Source organism: Luteolibacter rhizosphaerae, assembly GCF_025950095.1.
Lineage (GTDB): Bacteria > Verrucomicrobiota > Verrucomicrobiia > Verrucomicrobiales > Akkermansiaceae > Haloferula > Haloferula rhizosphaerae.
Window position 1 is genome coordinate 478,101 of record NZ_JAPDDR010000003.1, and the last position, 17,810, is coordinate 495,910.

Annotated in this window: 15 protein-coding genes; 10 read left to right on the top strand and 5 right to left on the bottom strand. The window is 61.7% G+C overall.

The features are described from left to right. The first annotated feature begins 3 nt into the window (after positions 1 to 3). Positions 4 to 1,944, top strand: coding sequence for a ferritin-like domain-containing protein (locus OJ996_RS07685; protein WP_264512917.1), 1,941 nt, complete (start codon positions 4 to 6; stop codon positions 1,942 to 1,944). A gap of 1 nt (position 1,945) precedes the next feature. Here the strand turns inward: OJ996_RS07685 and OJ996_RS07690 are convergent, their stop codons facing one another. Both OJ996_RS07690 and OJ996_RS07695 read right to left on the bottom strand, forming a co-directional pair. Beyond that, positions 1,946 to 2,650 carry a pseudouridine synthase gene (locus OJ996_RS07690; RefSeq protein WP_264512919.1) on the bottom strand — a complete coding sequence of 235 codons (705 nt, stop codon included), beginning with the start codon at positions 2,648 to 2,650 and terminating at the stop codon, positions 1,946 to 1,948. Beyond that, positions 2,647 to 3,657 (bottom strand): class I SAM-dependent methyltransferase, encoded by a 1,011-nt coding sequence (locus OJ996_RS07695; protein ID WP_264512921.1) that lies wholly within the window; start codon positions 3,655 to 3,657, stop codon positions 2,647 to 2,649. The genes OJ996_RS07690 and OJ996_RS07695 overlap by 4 nt, the downstream gene beginning before the upstream one ends. A gap of 128 nt (positions 3,658 to 3,785) precedes the next feature. On the opposite strand from OJ996_RS07695, the gene OJ996_RS07700 reads away from it, so the two are divergent. Together OJ996_RS07700 and OJ996_RS07705 are read left to right on the top strand one after the other, a co-directional pair. Then, a complete protein-coding gene (locus OJ996_RS07700; protein WP_264512923.1) occupies positions 3,786 to 5,030 on the top strand; it encodes a hypothetical protein in 1,245 nt (414 codons plus the stop codon). A 14-nt stretch (positions 5,031 to 5,044) separates the two neighbouring features. Beyond that, positions 5,045 to 6,361 carry a hypothetical protein gene (locus OJ996_RS07705; protein WP_264512925.1) on the top strand — a complete coding sequence of 439 codons (1,317 nt, stop codon included), beginning with the start codon at positions 5,045 to 5,047 and terminating at the stop codon, positions 6,359 to 6,361. A gap of 44 nt (positions 6,362 to 6,405) precedes the next feature. On the opposite strand, the gene miaB is transcribed toward OJ996_RS07705, so the two are convergent. The 3 genes from miaB to OJ996_RS07720 all read right to left on the bottom strand — a co-directional run bounded on the left by miaB (position 6,406) and on the right by OJ996_RS07720 (position 9,636). Beyond that, complete coding sequence (gene miaB, locus OJ996_RS07710) at positions 6,406 to 7,776, bottom strand: tRNA (N6-isopentenyl adenosine(37)-C2)-methylthiotransferase MiaB (RefSeq protein WP_264512927.1); 1,371 nt, start codon at positions 7,774 to 7,776, stop codon at positions 6,406 to 6,408. Between the two features lie 176 nt (positions 7,777 to 7,952). Beyond that, complete coding sequence (purN, locus tag OJ996_RS07715) at positions 7,953 to 8,534, bottom strand: phosphoribosylglycinamide formyltransferase (protein ID WP_264512929.1); 582 nt, start codon at positions 8,532 to 8,534, stop codon at positions 7,953 to 7,955. Positions 8,535 to 8,580: 46 nt separating this feature from the next. Beyond that, on the bottom strand, positions 8,581 to 9,636 hold the full coding sequence (locus OJ996_RS07720) for a hypothetical protein (protein WP_264512931.1): 1,056 nt from the start codon (positions 9,634 to 9,636) through the stop codon (positions 8,581 to 8,583). 137 nt (positions 9,637 to 9,773) lie between these two features. Between OJ996_RS07720 and OJ996_RS07725 the strand changes: the two genes are divergently transcribed. The 7 genes from OJ996_RS07725 (at position 9,774) to OJ996_RS07755 (ending at position 17,615) form a co-directional block, all read left to right on the top strand. Continuing rightward, positions 9,774 to 10,055 carry a ribbon-helix-helix protein, CopG family gene (locus OJ996_RS07725; protein WP_264512933.1) on the top strand — a complete coding sequence of 94 codons (282 nt, stop codon included), beginning with the start codon at positions 9,774 to 9,776 and terminating at the stop codon, positions 10,053 to 10,055. Then, positions 10,052 to 10,438, top strand: coding sequence for a type II toxin-antitoxin system VapC family toxin (locus OJ996_RS07730; RefSeq protein WP_264512935.1), 387 nt, complete (start codon positions 10,052 to 10,054; stop codon positions 10,436 to 10,438). Before OJ996_RS07725 ends, OJ996_RS07730 begins: the two co-directional genes overlap by 4 nt. Before the next feature lie 102 nt (positions 10,439 to 10,540). Then, entirely contained in the window at positions 10,541 to 11,641 is a 1,101-nt protein-coding gene (locus OJ996_RS07735) for an aminopeptidase (RefSeq protein ID WP_264512937.1), read from the top strand. Positions 11,642 to 12,130: 489 nt separating this feature from the next. Then, the gene (locus OJ996_RS07740; protein ID WP_264512939.1) at positions 12,131 to 13,234 is read left to right on the top strand and encodes a hypothetical protein; all 1,104 of its coding nucleotides are present in this window, start codon (positions 12,131 to 12,133) and stop codon (positions 13,232 to 13,234) included. 199 nt (positions 13,235 to 13,433) lie between these two features. After that, positions 13,434 to 14,690, top strand: coding sequence for a hypothetical protein (locus tag OJ996_RS07745; protein ID WP_264512941.1), 1,257 nt, complete (start codon positions 13,434 to 13,436; stop codon positions 14,688 to 14,690). 56 nt (positions 14,691 to 14,746) lie between these two features. After that, positions 14,747 to 16,153, top strand: coding sequence for a hypothetical protein (locus tag OJ996_RS07750; RefSeq protein WP_264512943.1), 1,407 nt, complete (start codon positions 14,747 to 14,749; stop codon positions 16,151 to 16,153). 16 nt (positions 16,154 to 16,169) lie between these two features. Next, positions 16,170 to 17,615, top strand: coding sequence for a hypothetical protein (locus OJ996_RS07755; RefSeq protein ID WP_264512945.1), 1,446 nt, complete (start codon positions 16,170 to 16,172; stop codon positions 17,613 to 17,615). Positions 17,616 to 17,810 lie beyond the last annotated feature (195 nt).

Sequence of the window (17,810 nt, forward strand, 5' to 3'; positions counted from 1 at the left end):
ACCATGGAGATCCGTGAAGCAGCGGAGCGCGTTCTCTTCGCGGAGACCTTGGAGGAAAAGCTCGCCTTGGCTCCGGCAACTGCCAGCGATTCCCTTCCGGGACTGGCCATCGCGATGCCGGAAAAGCCGGGACGCCCCCGGGAGCTGCGGATCGATGCGAGAGGAGTGCGGGTGGAGTTCCCCGGCATCCATCGGCTCGACGATGATCGCGAGCGCGGGGTGATGCTGCACTTCCTGGCGAATCACGAGTTGCTCGCCGCCGAGCTGATGGCGCTGGTCTTGCTGAAGTTCCCGGATGCGCCGAAGGAATATCGCGCCGGCGTGTATGCCGCGATGCGCGAGGAGCAGATGCACACGCTGATGTATGTGCGCCGCATGCGGGAGTGTGGCATCCACTTCGGCGAGCTGCCGGTGAACGATTACTTCTGGCGCACGATAGCCCCGATGGAGACGCCGGTGGATTTCGTCACGCGGCTGAACCTGACCTTCGAGCAAGCGAATCTCGATTTCTCGAAGCACTACGCCGCGCTGTTCCGGCAAGCGGGCGACACCTCGACCGCCGCGGTGCTTGAGAAGATCTATCAGGATGAGATCGGCCACGTGGGCCATGGCCTGAAGTGGTTCCGGCGCTGGAAGGACCAGGGCTCCAGTGATTGGGATGCTTATCGCGGAGCTCTGCACTTCCCGCTGACACCGTCGCGGGCAAAAGGAGTCGCTCCCTTCAACGCGGAAGGCCGCCGCCTCGCGGGCCTTGATGAGGACTTCATCCGCCACCTTGAAGTGAGCGAGCAATCCCGCGGCCGCACGCCCGTGGTCCATTGGTTCAATCCCGCTGCGGAGTCGCATGCCATGTCGCCGCGCTATCAGGCGGACAAAGGCGTGGCAGCTTTGGAAACGGATCTCGAAATGCTCATCGCGGCGTGGTGCCGGAAGGACGATGTCGCGCTCATGCGTCAATCGCCATCGCGAGATCATCTCGCGGAACTCAAGCGGGCAGGCTTCGACCTGCCGGAGATCGCGAGCTTGGATGAACTCCGTGGCAGGAAGCTCGGGGGATTGCGTCCTTGGGCGTGGTCGCCGGACGCCAGTCTCCGCCTCAAGCCTTTGGCGGAAGACGTCTCCGCCGGGGTTCCGTGGCAGTGGCGCGAGCTGCCCCGCGAGTGGTTCTCGAAGAGCATCGGCATCCGCCTGGAGGAGCTACTAGGACTATCGGAGCACGGACTGATCTGTTGCTCGGTGGAGCAGGCGCTTGCGGCGGTCGAATCCTTGCTCCCCGATGCACAAGGTCTGGCGAAGGCTGCCTACTCCTATGCCGGTCGAGGTCACAAGCGCATCAATGGCGAGAGCCCTCCGGAAGCGACACGCAACTGGCTCGCAAACGTGATCGCCGATCACGGCTGCGTGATCATCGAGCCTTGGCTGGAACGTGTCACCGACTTCTCTGCGCTCTACGAAATGGATTCCGCCGGCCGGGTCGAATTGATCGGTCTGACCTTGATGGAGAACGACGCGGCCGGACGTTTCCTCGGCACCCGGGTTTCGCCGAAGTGGGCGAGCATGCTCGATCCGGAGGTGGCGACCTTCCTTCACCGCGAAGCTCAAGTGATGGCATGGTATCAGGAGAAGATCCCTGCTGCGCTGGCCACCTTGCTACCGGGATACATCGGCCCGCTCGGTGTCGATGCGATGGTTTATCGCCGCGCCGACGGCAGCCTTGCTCTCAAGCAAGTCGTGGAGCTGAACGTCCGCATGACGATGGGACGCGTGGCACTCGAACTCCTGCAGAAATCCGCCCCGAACCGTCAGGGTCGATTCCGGACTCTCCGCAAAGGCAAGGCGGAGGCCGCGGATCTCGCATTCGGTGGCTCGCTGCAGGGCGGCAGGATCGCGCTCAACGATCCCGCTGCCGCGCGCGAGTTCATCGCCGTGTGGGAGGTGATCTGAGCTACTTCCCGGAGGCCAGGCGGATCTCCTCTTCGGTCACGATCCGCCATTCCCCCTCAGCCAGATCATCCGGCAGTGCCAGATTGCCGATGGAGATCCGCTTCAGGGCCACCACGTGATTGCCCGCAGCGGCAAACATGCGGCGCACTTGATGATAGCGCCCCTCCTCCAGGGTGATCGTCGCTTCCTTCTCGCCTAGCACCTCCATGGTCGCGGGTAAAAGCGGCTTGTCCTCGCCACGCAGGACCAACTCACCGCTGGCGAACAGATCCTTCTCATGTCCTTCGATCGGGCGGTCGAGGGTCACACGATAGGTCTTCGGCACGTGGTGTTTCGGGCTGATCAGGCGATGCAGGAGCTGGCCATTGTCCGTCATGAGCAGCATGCCGGTGGTGTCCTTGTCGAGACGGCCCACGGGGCTGAGGACCGGATTGCGCAGGGCGAATCTGTTAGGCAGCAGGTCGTAGATCGTATCGCCCGGGTCGTCGGTGCTGCAGGTGTAGCCGTCCGGCTTGTGGAAGAGGATCGTTAGCGGCGCGGGAGCGTCGAGAGGCTCGCCCTTGAAACGGATCTCCGCGTGGGGCGGGAAGTCGCGTTCGCCCAGCACCTTGCCGACCGTATCGGTCACATGCCCTTTCCTCAGATCCCGCTCGACCTGGCTGCGCGAGCCGTAGCCGAGATTTGCCAGCAACTTCACCAATTTCATCGCAACATTCTCCTTTCCGCAAAGATCACCTTGTAAACCGAGTCCTCCGCCACCTTGCGCCAGACGAGTCCCAAGCGCTCCAGCTCCGGCTCGTAGGGGAGCTGGCGATTTGCCACGAGGAAGAGGCGGCCGCCGGTGCGCAGCGCATCTGCCGCGCTGCGCAGGAAGGCACGACCGAGGCTGACATCCGTATTCTGGCCGCTATGGAAGGGCGGGTTCATCACGATGTTCTCGTACTTGCCGGGCAAGCCGGCCGCGACATCGTGCCAGTGAAACTCCAGCGGCACGCTTTCGCCCGCGAGGTTCGAGCGCGCGCAGTCGAGCGCCCGTGAGTCCGCTTCGTAGAGGTGTAGCGCCTTGATGTTGGGATTCTTCTCAATCACCGCCTTCGAGAGGTAGCCCCAGCCCGCGCCGAGATCGGCCACGCTACCGCGGAGGTTCTTCGGGAGCTGCTCCGCCAGCAGAGCCGATCCCGGATCAATTCCGTCCGCGCTGAAGATCCCCGCCTGAGTCTGGAAGCCGGTAACCTCGTCATGCCGCAGGGCACTGAAGCCGCGCCAGGCCTCCAGCGTGTCTGCATCCCATCCGGCATCCTTCACGGCCCGGAAGCAGCGGCACTTGTTCTTCTGGATCGATCCGATGTTTCCCGCCGCTTCCGCGAGCTCCTTCTCGAAGCGCGCGGCACCTGCCGTATTGGCCATCGCGACCACCAGCGAGCCGCCGGGAGACAGGAGATCGTAAGCGGAGGAAAAGGAGGCGAGCGTTTCTTCCCGTGACTTCCCCGGGAGCAGGAGCACCAGGGGCCAGAGGCCTTCCGGCTCCGCGCAAAGGCTCAGTCCTTCCTTTTTCCACGCCTCTGCCATCGGTTTCCACGGCTGCCAGCCGGTGATGTCGGGCCAGGTCTTCAAGGCCGGGTGCGCTTCGGCTCCAAGGAACAGCGCCTTGGACGGGATCGCGAATTCCCCGCGTTCAAAAGGCAGCAGCAGGGTTTCGAGGGCGGGGCTCACGCGGCGGAGGATGACCGTAGCCTCCCGTGAATGCGAAGCTCGAAAACCGATTCCAAAGCTTCCGCGCATTTCCAGAGGACGAAGCGGCGAAATCCTGCCCATGCTCCGCGCCGTATACCGGTAAACCCATGAAACCCGTCCACCTTGTCCCTCCGGTGCTCGCCATCGCGATCGCCGCCCTCTGGCTGGGATCGCAGCAGCGGTCGATCTCCGCGCTGGAGGAGAAGTCCGGCCACCTGCGGAAGCGAATCGAGACGGCGCGCCATGAGGCCGCCGGGGATGGCAGCCACATCGGTCGCAAGGACGCAGGAGCGAAGACCGGCAAGGGCATCGACTGGAAGCAGATCGCCCAGAAGCACAATTCGATGCAGAGCGGCAACGACGTGCAGGGGATGCGTGCCATGATGGAAATGCAGCGCGCGCTGCTGGCCATGACCACGGACGAGCTTCTGGGCCAGTTGGACGAGATCGAGGCGCTCGATATCCCGAAGGAGCTGAAAGCAAATTTGCAGGGCCTGATTCTCGGCGTGCTGGCCCAGAAAGACCCGCGTTTGGCGGTGGAACGCTTCGCCGATCAGATTGGCAAGGTGCAGGGCAGCATGTCCTGGCAGCTCGGCTCGGCCTTTCAGCAATGGGCGCTCAAGGATCCCGCGTCGGCGGTGGCGTGGATGGACCGCCGCATCGCGGAAGGGAAATTCGCCAGCACCTCGCTCGATGGGAAGAACGACGAACGTACCCAGTTCGAGCGGGGCTTGATCGGAGCCCTGCTCTCGACCGACCCGGAGGCCGCGGGCAAACGGATCGCGGCGCTGCCCCCGGAGCAAGGGGCGGATATCCTGCGCTACGGGATGATCTTCGGCACGAAGCCGGGAAGCGAGAAGGCACTGGCTAATCTGATCCGCCAGCAGATGCCGGAAGACCAGCGGAACAAGGTGCTGGCGGAGGCGGTCGGCCAGCTCGTCCATCAGGGAGGCTTCGAGCGGGTGGACAAGTTCTTCGGTGAGATCGCGCCGTCCCAGGAGGAGCGGGACGCCGTGGTGGCCGATGCCTTCCAGAACAAGATCCGCAATATCCGCGACAAGGCGAAGCTGGCCGCGACCTTGGAAGAGAGTCGTGCTTGGGCGCTGAAGCATTCCCCCGAACAAGCGGACCGCATCACCGGTCAGGCCTTGGGCAGCATGCATGAGTTCGAAGCCGCCTCGGAACTCGCCCTGAAGTATCACGAGCAAGCAGGTAACGACGAGGTGCTGGTCGCTTTTCTCAGCGGGGAGATCACCCGCTTTCACACCGAAGCGGCGACCGCCATGCTCGACAAGATCTCCGATGAACAGAAGCGCGAGGAGCTGCGCAAGAAGCTCGCCGAGAAACGCTGAACCGACGCTACGCCATGAAAGCCTCTCTAGCACTCGCCGCTTTGATTCTCCTCGCCGCGTCCTTCTTCGGCTGGCGCGGACACACCCGGCTCGCGGAAGTTCACGCGGAACACGAACGCCTGGTCGAGGAAGGCCGGGCGCTCGGTATCGATGGGGATGCGGCAAGCGGCAGCGGCGATGCCCAAACGAAATCCCGCCGTGCCGAAGCCGTGGACAAGCCGGCCAAGGTGAAGGCCTTCGCCGCCGAGTTGGTGGCCTTCGCGAAGGAGATGGAAGCAGCCCAGAAGTCGGGCCAGCAGCCGGGCGAGGAGATGCAGAAGAAGATCTTCGCGATCATCGACAAGATGCTCGAGCTCGATGCGTCGGAGCTCAAGCTCCTGGTCGCGGAGCTCCGCGCGACCAGCGACCTCAGCGAGGATATGCGGAACGGCATTCTCAGCTTCGCCGTGATGATGCTGGCGAATGATCATCCCGCGGCGGCACTTGCCCTGTTTGCGGAGTCCGGCGATCTAATGAAAGATCAGGGCACCTCGCAGCACGTTCTCAGTTCGGCGCTGGCTCGCCTGGCTCAGGATGATCCGATGGCCGCACTCGACTGGATTCGCAAGAACGCGAAGGAACATCCCGAACTCGCGGGCGAGCAGGCCAAGCGCGGTGTCCTGGCCGGAGCAGCGCGTCAGGATCCGAAGCTCGCCTTCTCCTTGATCGCGGAGCTCGGCTTCGAGTCGTCCCACATGGCCGTGCGGAGCATCGTCGATACCGCCGTGTCCGCGGAGGAGCGGAAGGCCATGCTGGCCGCCATGCGGGAACACGTGAAGACCCTGAACGGCGATGCCGCCAAACAGGTGAGGGAGCAGGCCTTGAATGCCTTGGGTCAGAACATCTCGCAGGCCGGGTACGATTCCGCCATGACCTGGCTGGCCTCCTCGGATCTCAGCGCGCAGGAGATGGAGGAGTTCGCACAAGGCGTGCAGCCATGGCAGACCAAGGCCGAGACGGGGAAATGGATCACCTGGATGGCGGACAAGTTTCCCAAGGAGGAGATTGGCCCGCGAATGAGCATGTTCATGCGCCAATGGGCGAACGACGACTACAAGGCGGCGGGCGAGTGGCTGAACGACTTCAAGGAAGGTCCAACGAAGGAAGTCGCCGTGAAGTCGTATGCCGACGCCGTGCTCCCCTACGATCCTGCGACTGCCGCCGAGTGGTCGCTCACGATGCCGGCGGGTAAGGAAAAGACCGATCTGATGGCACAGATCTATCGCCAGTGGAGATCGAAGGATGAGGCCGCGGCGGAGAAATTCGCGGAGGAGAACGGGATCCAAAGATAAGTCCGGCCTACGCTTGCGCCTGTGAGTCCGGAGCACCCTCTTTCTTACATCACGCTGCCGTACAGCGTGAAGCCGGTGCTTTCCTCCACGCGGATATCGAGAAGCTGACCGGTCAGCTTGTGCGGATCACCGTCGAAGATAAGGATCTTGTTCGTGCCGGTGCGGCCGGTCAGGCGCTGCTTGTTGTTCTTGCTCGGACCCTCGCAGAGGACCTGCTGGACCGTGCCGACGAGCGCCTGGTGCTTGGCCTTGGCGATCTCGTTGACGACATCAAGCAGGCGCTGGTTGCGCTCCTCCTTCACGCGCTCCGGGAGCTGGCCGTCCATCTCGGCGGCGGGCGTGTCCTTGCGCTTCGAGTAGCGGAAGACGAAAGCATTGTCGAATTGCAGGCGCTGCACGGTATCCACCGTCGCCTGGAAGTCTTCTTCCTCCTCACCCGGGAAGCCGACGATGATGTCCGTGGTAATGGCGATGCCCGGCCGGGCGGCCTTCATCTTCTCGCAGATCTCCACGAACTTCTCGTTCTTGTACGGGCGGCGCATCAGCTTCAGGATGCGGTCCGAGCCGCTCTGCATCGGGAAGTGAATGTGCGGGCAGAGCTTCGGCAGGTAGGTGAAGGCGGCGACGAGGTCATCGCGGTAGCCGATCGGGTGCGGCGAGGTGAAGCGGATGCGCTCGATGCCCTCCACCGCGTGCACCTGTTCCAAGAGCTGCACGAAGGGTGACTTGCCATCCACCTTCTCAAACTCGGTCCGCCCGTAGAGATTCACGATCTGGCCCAGCAGCGTGATCTCCTTCACGCCGTGGTCGCGCAGGCGCTTCACTTCCTCCACGATCTCCGCGATCGGTCGACCGCGTTCCTTCCCGCGCGTGTCCGGCACGATGCAGAAGGAGCAGCGCATGTTGCAGCCCTGCATGATCGAGACGAAGGCGGACGCGTTGAGGTCCTTCGGGATGTGATCGCGGATCGTGTTCTGCGATCCTGCTTCCTCTTCCACATCGCACACACTCTCGCCGGTCAGGGAGAGCTGCAGCTCGTCCATCCGGCGCTCCAGGCGGCGCTGCAGGATGGTGTCCACGTACTCGAAAACCTTGTGATACTTCTGCGTGCCCACCACCACGTCCAAGTGCGGGATGCGCTCGAAGAGTTCCGGGCCGCGGCTCTGCGCCATGCAACCCATGAAGCCGAAGACCACGTGCGGCTTGTTCCGCCGGTAGCTACCCATGCTGCCCATCTTGCCGAGCGCCTTCTGCTCCGCTTGGTCGCGCACCGAGCACGTGTTGACCAAGATGGCATCGGCGTCCGTCTCGTCGCCGGTGACCGTGTAGCCGCCTTCCGTGAACATCTGCGCGACCTGTTCGGAGTCGCGCTCGTTCATCTGGCAACCGTAGGTGCGTATGAAAACCTTTGGCATGGTGGGCTGGGGCCGCGGACGCTAGCGGCCCGGGCGGGCCGGATCAAGCCGGGAGAAACGGGGTTAGAGGGCGGAATGTCGAATGACGAATTTCCGAATGCAGAATGAAGTGTGCCGAAGCGGACGTTGCCGCCTCAAGCTCACAAGCCATTCGTCATTCGGGAATTCCACATTCGTCATTTGTCCGCTAGGCGGGCCGCCACCATCCGGATGGCCTCCGGGTAGGTCCGGTGCTCGGCCTCCAGGATCCGCGCGTGCAGGGATTCCGGGGTGTCTCCGGGCAGCACCGGCACGGAATTCTGCAAGATCACCGGGCCGGTATCCATGCCGCCGTCCACATAGTGCACCGTGCAGCCGGTCTCCGGCACCCCGGCGTCGAGCGCCTGTTTCCATGCCTGCAGGCCCGGGAAGGCGGGGAGCAGGGCCGGGTGAATATTGATGATGCGGTCCGGGAAGGCCTTCAGCAGCGGAGTGCGGACCAGGCGCATGAAGCCGGCCAGACAGACCAGTTCCACCCCGGCGGCCTTCAGCGCGGCGGCGGTTTCGGCCTGCGCTTCCTCCGGGAACTTCGACTTGAAACCCCGGCAGTCGATCACCGCGGTCGGGATGCCCGCCTTCTTCGCACGCTCCAGAATGTAGGCCTCCGGATTCTCCGACATCACCAGTGCGATTTCCGCCGGGATCGAGCCATCCGCCACCCCGTCGAGGATCGCCTGCATGTTCGAACCGGAACCGGAGCCAAGAATGCCGAGACGCATGCGCGGAGGAGAAAGTCCCGCGTGAGAACTTCCAAGTGCCAATCTGCTATTCGGCGAGCTTCTTCCTGATATCCTCAACCCGGTCCGCGTGCTGGTAGAACGGGGGGTAGATAGTCTCAAAAAGGAGCAGCCATCCGGCCGTCAGATCGCCAGGCGGCAGATCATTCACGGCTTCCTCGAGGATTTGATCGAAGCTCTCCCAAGTCTCCCGGGTCGCGGGCTTCAGAAGCACCGAGTCCAATCCTTTGCAGAAGGTGTATTTGGAGTATGCCGTGCGGCGTGCGGGCGGCTGCATGAATCCCTCGCCGAAACGTTCCCCCGGCGCCCGCTGTTCCAGCAATTTGCCCATTTGTTCCAAAATCATTCCGCGCTCGAGCCTCACGATCGTCCCGATATCTTCCCCGGCCGGAGGATTCAGCAGGGAGCTTCGCAAACGAAGCCGTGACGCGGAGGAGAAGCTTCCTCGAGCGAGGCCGATCTCGATAAGCGACACCGCCGCAGCCTTGACCCGCTTCCCCACCAGCACGGAAAGTAGGAAGTGCTGACTTTGGAGATGATCGCCGATTTGCAGCAAAGTCTCGATGGAATCCATCGCGGTCGCTTCTTCGTTCAGCGCCAAGGCGGCTTCGGCTCTGAGGGAAATTATCCCGGTCATGTCTATCAGCCAATCCAGAACCTCGGAAAGCCGATCACGATCACGATCCAATGCAAGCGGAAGCCGGCAAGCGGGACGCCCGGCGGCTTCACGGATCGCCGCGAGGTCAGCCGCGAGGGTAGCACCGCGCTCCATTACCATCGCGGCTTTCTCGGGTTTGTCCTCGAACCATGATCTCCCGTTGTCGGGCTCTTCATGGCCATCCAGCGCGTCGTAGGCCCAATATTTCCAGTCCCATACTACTTTCGCTTCTGGAGACTTCTCTGAAGCGATCATAGCCTTGATCCACGGATGGGCGGCGAAGTTCTCGCGATCCGCCACGACCGGTGGGAGCCACGCCTCGATCCCCAGATCTTCGCCGCGGGATCGGCACTCCTGCTGATAGTTCTCCCATCGCTCGACATCGCGCCGGATCGCCTGCAAGCGCACGAGCAGCCCGGCCACCACCACTAGGAACAAGACAGTCCCAGCAATCCACCATCCATGCTTCCGAAGCGCCATGCGCGGAAATTGGCGGACGCTGCCGAAGAAGCCAATGGCCAATGATCGCTTGACCGGTCAGCGTATGTGGTAATTATTACCACATGAGTTACCGCATGGTCAGGACCAGCATGTCGCTGGATACGGCTACGCTCGAGACGATGGATGCTTTGGCCAAGCGATGGTCGGTATCCAAGGCCGAGATCATGCGCCGCGCCGTGCGGACCTTGAAGGCTGAGGCGGATCGCGAAACCCGCAAGCTAACGCCGCTTCAGGCCCTAGACTGGCTGCAGGGTGGGGGCGGCCTTTCGGTGAAGGAAGGAGAGGCCTTCAAGAAAGCCATTCGTGCGGAGCGCGAATCAAAAAAGTACTGGTGGGAGGCATGATCCATCTGGATACCAACCTGCTCGTGGAGCTGGTTAGCGTGGGTTCGCCGGGTGCGGTGATCGTGCGCGGGTGGATTGCAGGTGGAGAAGATGTGGGCACCTCGGCGATTGCTTGGTCGGAGTTCTGCAACGGCCCTTTGTCCTCCGGGCAGAAAGATGCGGCCTTCGCGGTGCTGGATGGTAACATTCAGGACTTCACTTGGCGCGAGGGCGAGCAGGCAGCCCGGCTTTTCAATCTCGCTGGGCGCCGGAAGGGATCCCACTCGGACTGCATGATCGCTGCCTCTGCCCTGACCACCGGCAGCCGTCTGGCCACGAGGAACACTGCCGATTTCGCCCGCTTCGTTTCTCACGGGCTCGTGCTCGAATCACTCGGCGTATGATCTGCCGATCGATCCACGCGCGGCGGATGTAAGGAACGGTCCAAAAAGCGAGCCGCCCGCTTTTCGGATTTGGCCTTTTGCGCAGCTCGGCTAATCAGGCGCATGCACGACCCGCGAATCGATCAGCTCGCCCGCCAACTCGTCCGCTACTCCACCTCCCTGCAGAAGGGTGAGAAGATCCTGCTGGATCTCTACGACGTGCCGGAATCGATCGGTCTGGCCCTGATTCGCGAGGCCCGCGCGAAGGGTGCCTACCCGCTGCTGCGCCTGCACAATTCCCGCCTGAACCGCGAGATGCAGAAGGGCGCGGAGGACGAGCAGTACAAGATCATCGCCAAGCACCTGCTGGCGGAGATGAAGGACATGGACGCCTACATCGCCATCCGCGGTAGCCACAATATCGCGGAAAGCAGCGACGTGCCCGCCGCGAACATGAAGCTCGTCATGAAGCACATGCGCGGCGTGATTGACCACCGCGTGAAGAAGACCAAGTGGTGCGTGCTGCGCTGGCCCACCCCATCCATGGCCCAGCAGGCCGGGATGAGCACCGAGGCCTTCGAGGACTTCTACTTCGATGTCTGCCTGGTGGATTACAAGAGCCTGGTGCCTGCCGCCACCGCGCTGAAGAAGCTGATGGACCAGACCGACGAGGTCCACATCACCGGCCCCGGCACCGACCTCAAATTCTCGATCAAGGACATCCCCGCCATCGTCTGCGCCGGCACCCACAACATCCCGGACGGCGAGGTCTTCACCGCGCCGGTGAAGGACTCGGTCAACGGCGTGATCTCCTACAACGCACCGACGATCTACCAGGGCATCCCCTTCGACTCGATCAAGCTCACCTTCGAGAAGGGCAAGGTCGTGAAGGCCGAGTCCCCCGGCAAGACCAAGGAGATCAACAAGATCCTCGATAGCGATGCCGGTGCCCGCTACATCGGCGAGTTCGCTCTCGGCTACAATGCCGCGATCAAGCATCCGATGCGCGACATCCTCTTCGACGAGAAGATCGGCGGCTCCTTCCACTTCACCCCCGGCCAAGCCTACGAGGAAGCCGACAACGGCAACCGCTCGCAGGTCCACTGGGACATGGTCTGCATCCAGCGCAAGGACTACGGCGGCGGCGAGATCAAGTTCGACGGCAAGGTCATCCGCAAGGACGGCGTCTTCCTGCCGAAGAACCTCGCCAAGCTGAACGGATAACAAGGAGCGGGTGCGTCCCGCGCCCCATGCCTTTCTTCTCCGCGGTGTAGCGGAAGGACTCTCGTCCTTCCGGCTGTGGCCATGTCCGGAACGAAAGCCCGTTCCGGATGACTTCGGCCCGCACCCTCATCGCTTGCATCACGCAGGCATCCGCCTCAACTTCGGACCATCATGGCTCGGATCATCTGGCTTACTTGGCTCGCGTTCGTGCTGTGTGCGCAGGCCGATGTGACCGTGGTTTGGAAGGGTCCCGTGGAGTCCCTCTCACCCGCATTTCCTGAGGGCAAGAATCTCCCGAAACTCGAAACGGAGCCTGTGCGATCACCACTATTCAAGCCGGGTGATTCCTTACGGGATATGTCGGCATGGGTTTCAAAGCGAAGCGGTTTGATCGCTCTCTCGCAAGAGGGAGCTGCCGCGGCACAGAAACCCGCAAACGATCCGCCTCGGTGGCCGGGGGATTGGGTGGTCTGGAAAGAGAGTTCCGGCATGATTGCGGCGAGTGGGTCATACAATGACATCTTCCTCGTCGAGGAGGCCTTGGGCTTCAGCAAGATGCCCACCGTGATCCGGACCCGGCTTGAACTCGTGTCCGCCGACAAGACGAAAAACCGGAGCGCCGTTCTTACGGGCAGATCGGGAGAAGAGGCCACCTTGAAGGTGGAGGGGCTTGAAGCGAATGTGACGGGTGAGGATTGGAGTTTTTCTTTAGGTGCGGTCGATCTTCTCCTGACCGTCCAGTGGGCCGATGCGGGTTCGAGCAAACCATGGGGAGTTTCTACGGCTCTTACCTTGGAAGAGGGCAAGCGCACCTTGGTGGCGGGGCAGGGCACCGGTCAGGATCGCTGGCAGCTTTTTGCCACGGCCTCGATTGAAATGACCAATGGCTTGCCGCTTCGGGAGGCGCGTTGGACTGAGAAGGAGGGGCGTCTGGAGCCTTGGCCTCGCGTCGCTGCGAATGACAATCAGATCCGGAAACCCATCGGGAGTGATCTTTCCATCACCATGTATCGCTTTGCGAATCCGTGGAGCCGTCTCCGCAACAGCCCTGAGCCCTTTGCGCCGCTTCCTCAGGTAGTCGTACCGGATGCTCTTTCGAACTGGATGCGTGGTCCCGTCGCCGATGTGGGCGCCATCCTTTTCGAGGGCTTGGCGAATCCCGCTTGGTTTGCTGGTTTCGACTCCCGTAGCGGTCGGATCTTGGTGCTTGCGGATGCAGAGGCTCAAGATCGGTGCGAGTCGCGATTGAACACTGGCGTCGTGGACCCAATCGTGGGTGAGAATCTTTGGGTCGGATCCAATCCAAGCTCTGGGGCGTGGTTGCTCGCTTGCCGGGCGCGTGAGGAGGCCCGGATCTACGCCCCGGAGGTCGAAGCGGTGCCCGCATTTGAAGTCTCCATCTCCGAGTTGGGAGACCATTCATACGATCTCCAGTTCGCTGCCGCGCGCATTCCACTGGAAGGTGCCGCTGCTAGGATCTCCGGCGAAGGACTTTTCAAGCTCGTTGCCCCCGACTTCGTGACACGCAAGGACTTCATGGCCGAGCAAGGCGACGGGATGATCACCATCTTTCTCCGGCGATCTCCTCCTTGAAGCGCCCTCATCGCTTGCATCGCTCAGGTATCCGACTCAACTTCGGACCATGGCCCGGATCATCTGTCTCGCTTGCCTTGCGCTCGTGCTGTGTGCGCAGGCCGTTACCGTGGGGTGGAAGGTCCCTTTTCATAGTTCCCTCCCGGAGAGGTTCGCTGGCTTAGGGGCTACCAGGATGGAAAATGCTCCGGCAAAGTCTGTGTTCTTTGCAGAGGGGGATGAACTCTGGGAGATCTCAAAGACGATTCAGTGGAGCAGCGAGGCGGATCCATTCGAGGAAGAGACATCGGAGACTTCTAAGGCCAAGCCATGGGGCGGCGATTGGGTGGTCTGGAATGCACGTTCCCGGACGGTGATCGGCAGTGGATCATGGGACGATATCCGGCGTTTGGAACAGAGCCTGAGCATCAACTCCATTCCCACGCTCCAGAGGACGAGGTTTGAGTTCGTGGCCACCGCTGGCGAAGCCGCCGAGGCATCGAGACGGAGCGAATTGGTTCTAACGAGTCGGGACTCGGAGGAAGCCAGCGCAGAGGTCGAGGGCGTGAGGGCTAAGACCACATCGCAAAGCGACATGCGTCATGCCCTAAGTCATAGCGCCATCTTGTTCTTTTGGCCGGGAAAGGAGAAGGGAGTCCGATGGGAAGTTAGTTCAAGGTCCACCGTTGCAGACGGCGTCCGCACGCGAATTGCGAAGGGTCGGGATCATGACGAGAACTGGGAGCTCTACGCGACCATCTCCACCGAGACGGCGGATGGAACACCTCTCCACGGAGAACGCTGGATCGAAGCTCCATCGGGGCCGGTTCTCTGGGCTCATTATCCCATTGCCGGGTCCTATCGGGAAAGCTTCGAAGGCGATCTGATCCTGAAGGTATACCCGGTGCGGGATGACTTCATGAACAAGTTGGGTGGGGGGCTTCCGGGGCAGGCAGTATTTGTCGAGGGATCCTCAGCTGTGAACGGGGCTCGCCGGTGGTATCTCGACGTCCGCCCGCTGCTTGAGCAGAACGGGGTTAAGCTCGTTCATCCTGAGGCATGGATCGGCTTTGATCCCTCCACCTCAAGCGTGGTCGCACTTGCCGACCGCGAAAACCAGGATCTGCTGGAAGGCATTCTCGACATGGGAAGATCACCGGTCCGCGCAGTTTGGCTAGAGACGAATCCCGAGTCCGGCGGATGGGGAATTCTGAGCCGTTCGGGAGAGAAGGCTTCGATTTCCAGATCCAATCAGGGCGAGACCGTTTTGGCATGCGATATCGAGCCTACCATCGGCGGCAATGAGCAGGTCATCGACCTGCGGTATCAATTCGATGTGATGAACGGGCAGAAGCAGGTCGGGCGCATGCAATCCGCGACCACGCTCTTCCCCGACCGACCCCAAGTCGTCGGTAAGGTCTTCTCCTCGGACGGCAAGGAGATCGAGGTCGTCATGACCGCGAGCATCTCGCCTTGAAGTCGCGGCTTCGCCGCTTGCATGGAGCGGGCATCTAGCCTCAACTTCGGACCATCATGGCCCGGATCATCTGTCTTGCTTGGCTTGCGCTCGCCCTTTGGGCGCAGGCTTCCGTGACGGCGGGATGGAAGGTGCCAAGTTCGCAAGTGGTCTACTCCTTGGGGGATGATCCCAATGTGCCAAAGCTGGAGAATCCTCCGGGCGAATCCGCCTTCTTCCAATCCGGCGACGAGCTTTGGGATCTCTCGCAGATCGTGTCTCACCGGATCTTCATGGAAGGCGGTGAGCTGGGTGTGATTCCCGATTGGCCAGGCGAATGGGTGGTGTGGAATGCCCGTTCGGGAATGGTGGTGGCACGGGGTTCGGAGAGCGATCTGTTACTCGTCCAAGGAGCTCTGGAGCTTCCCCAATTAGAGTATGAGCTCCGCGCGAAGCTGGAGTTGGTCGCTGGGGGGGAGAAGATCGCGCGCTCGATCTCGCAGATCATCCAGAGCGGAATCGAGGCCTCGGCAAAGTCGGGAGATCTTGAGCTGAAGTTGTTGCCGACTTCATCGTCAAGCAGTAGCTGGATCGATCTCACCATCGATACGAAGTGGACTGAAAACGGTGTTTCATGGGAGTACACCTCAACTCTCCTTATCCCCGATGGCAGGAGAGTGCGGATTGCCTCTCACGCCTCCAATGGCGAACAATGGGAGCTATTCCTTACCATCACGCAAGAACTCCCCGACGGAACAAAGCGATCAGAGACTCGTTGTAGAGAGGCCTCCGGAGGCTTGGAGAATTGGCCTTTGCCAGCCGGATGGAAGGAATCGGCAAGGGAGCCTTTCCATCATGGCCTGCAACTCGGCGTGCTGCAAATCGACGACTGGGAGGTTCCTGCGGATTTGATTGAGAAATCGTTACAGGGCACGAATCCGGATGGCATCGCCAAGATTGCGGCACCGGCCGAGCTGGCGAGATGGATCAAGGGGGATTGCCATGACCTAACTCCGTTCTTCCGGGAGCAGGGGGTGCCGCTGGACCGGACCGGAACCAAAGTGATCTTCGATCCCGGGTGGCAGCGCGTTATCGTGTTGGGGAGTGAGGAGGACCTCGAATTGGTCGAGTTTCTATTCGGAATCGACCGGAACATCTCCCAAGATGACACGGGAAGAGACTGTCTCTGGATCGAGCTCTCCCAGTCGGAGAAGATTTGGGGTCTGGCCTGCCGATCCGGCTCGACCGCGAAGCTATCCGGGAAAGGCGGGACGGAGGGAAACTCTCTTGAGCTTGAGCCCATCCTCGGGGGCAGCGGCAGGATCGCCGGGTTGGCCTATTGCTTGGGCTTGTCCAGCGGGTCCAGCGAGCTGCTTTCCAAAACGATCCTGATCCTCGATGTCCCTCAGAACCTCGGCGGCTTCATGTTGCCGGGCCAAGCGGAGGAGGAGATTGAGGTAACGCTGAAGACGCTCTTTCCCTGATGCTGGCCACAGTCCCATGAAAATCTTCATCATGTTCTTGCTGCTCCTGTTAACCTCCGGGGTAACGCGGGCCGCCGTGACTGTTGCTTGGAAAGTCCCCGTCGAATCGCAGGCCGCTGATTTCCGCTCGGACGAAAGGTATCGGAAGTTGGACCAGCCTCCTGCGGCGTCCGCCTTCTTCCAAGCGGGTGACGAGCTATGGGATGTCTCGAAGGCGATCTCGTGGCCGCGAGGCTTCAGGCCGACGAAGAGGGAGAAGAAAGAGGAGGAGGGAAATGATCCCTTTGCCGCGAGGCGCTCGGGGGATTGGGATTGGAATGGGGAGCCCGATGGGAAATGGGATGGCGAGTGGGTGGTGTGGAATGCCCGCTCGCGGATGTTCATCGCCCGCGGATCGTGGGAGGATGTTCGGCAGATCGAGGCGGGGCTGAAGTTCAACGGGCGCCTTGAGATATTTCGCACCAAGCTGGAGCTAGTGGAGGCTGGCCAGCCTTCCCGCTCGATCTCATTGGTGTCGCGATCCGGTGAGAAATCGATCATGGAGGTCGGTGGCTTCAAGCTGGAGCTGGAAGCTGACGGGAGAGAGCAGATCCCCGAAAATTACGCCAAGCTCGTGGTCAAGTGGCCCTCGGGTAAGAAAGGCGAGACTTGGGAGCTAGCCACCGCATTGACCCTGAAGGATGCCAAGCCACTCCGCGTGGCGGGCCACGGAAGCGGCGCGGAGGAATGGGAGCTCTTTGCTTCCACCGAACGGGAGTGGCTCGATGGCACGCCCGTCTCCCCAGGACGGTGGATTGAGGAGAAAGGAGCGGTCACCCTTTGGTCCGTGCCACAGTATCATCAAGACGAGGCGCGCGACCTCGGGGAGGGTTATAAGATGGCGCTCTTCTACATTGGTAAGGACACGCCCTTGAAGATGGTCGGACACGGGTCACAGACCCCTTCCACGGCAGTCGAAGTCCCTGAGAAAGCTGCCGGACTTCTCCGCGGCAGCGTCATGGATTTGCGCCCCCATCTGGCACTAAATGGAATCCGGCTGGATGAGGCACGGGAGTTTGCAGGCTTCGATCCCGTGAGCGGGCATCTGCTCGTCATCGCCCGTGACCGCTGGGTGCAGGACATCGAAGGGCTCCTCTCCGGCGGAGGCGATCCGGGTGTGTCCCACTGGGTGAAGACCGGCCCCGAAGCCGGAGCTTGGCGGCTCAGCTCGCGATCCGGTGAGAAGGCAACGCTTGCCCGGAAGAAGAACGGCGAAGTCGAGTCGCTCTTCGAGACCGAGCTTAGCTCGGGCGGGAACGGGAAGATCTTCGACCTCAGCTACCGGCTCCAGCCCGGGCCCGGGCAATTGTTGCAGTCGAAGGGGACCTTCCTGATAGACACGCCACGGGAAGCGGGAAGCTTCACCGCCGCCGAAGGGCAAGAGGTGAAGGTGATCCTCACCGCCGGGAGCGAGCCGCGGTGAGCATGGGGCTAGCTGTCCCGGCCATTCTGTATCGGCCGGGAATCGGCAATCGGGAATTTCCGATTAAGTGTCGGCAAGCATCTTCGCCCTCCCTTTTCTCCCCCGATTTTGCTAGCCTGTCCTAACAACCTGCAAACGCCCTCCCGCAACTTTCTCCGCAACACAGACATTTCATGACCTTTCCGATCCCGAAAA

Coding starts and splice junctions, on each gene's coding strand:
- OJ996_RS07730 (WP_264512935.1), top strand. CDS start 10,052: ATGATCCATCTGGATACCAACCTGCTCGTGGAGCTGGTTAGCGTGGGT.
- OJ996_RS07725 (WP_264512933.1), top strand. CDS start 9,774: ATGAGTTACCGCATGGTCAGGACCAGCATGTCGCTGGATACGGCTACG.
- OJ996_RS07740 (WP_264512939.1), top strand. CDS start 12,131: ATGATTGCGGCGAGTGGGTCATACAATGACATCTTCCTCGTCGAGGAG.
- OJ996_RS07690 (WP_264512919.1), bottom strand. CDS start 2,650: ATGAAATTGGTGAAGTTGCTGGCAAATCTCGGCTACGGCTCGCGCAGC.
- OJ996_RS07685 (WP_264512917.1), top strand. CDS start 4: ATGGAGATCCGTGAAGCAGCGGAGCGCGTTCTCTTCGCGGAGACCTTG.
- OJ996_RS07705 (WP_264512925.1), top strand. CDS start 5,045: ATGAAAGCCTCTCTAGCACTCGCCGCTTTGATTCTCCTCGCCGCGTCC.
- miaB (WP_264512927.1), bottom strand. CDS start 7,776: ATGCCAAAGGTTTTCATACGCACCTACGGTTGCCAGATGAACGAGCGC.
- OJ996_RS07735 (WP_264512937.1), top strand. CDS start 10,541: ATGCACGACCCGCGAATCGATCAGCTCGCCCGCCAACTCGTCCGCTAC.
- OJ996_RS07750 (WP_264512943.1), top strand. CDS start 14,747: ATGGCCCGGATCATCTGTCTTGCTTGGCTTGCGCTCGCCCTTTGGGCG.
- OJ996_RS07755 (WP_264512945.1), top strand. CDS start 16,170: ATGAAAATCTTCATCATGTTCTTGCTGCTCCTGTTAACCTCCGGGGTA.
- OJ996_RS07700 (WP_264512923.1), top strand. CDS start 3,786: ATGAAACCCGTCCACCTTGTCCCTCCGGTGCTCGCCATCGCGATCGCC.
- purN (WP_264512929.1), bottom strand. CDS start 8,534: ATGCGTCTCGGCATTCTTGGCTCCGGTTCCGGTTCGAACATGCAGGCG.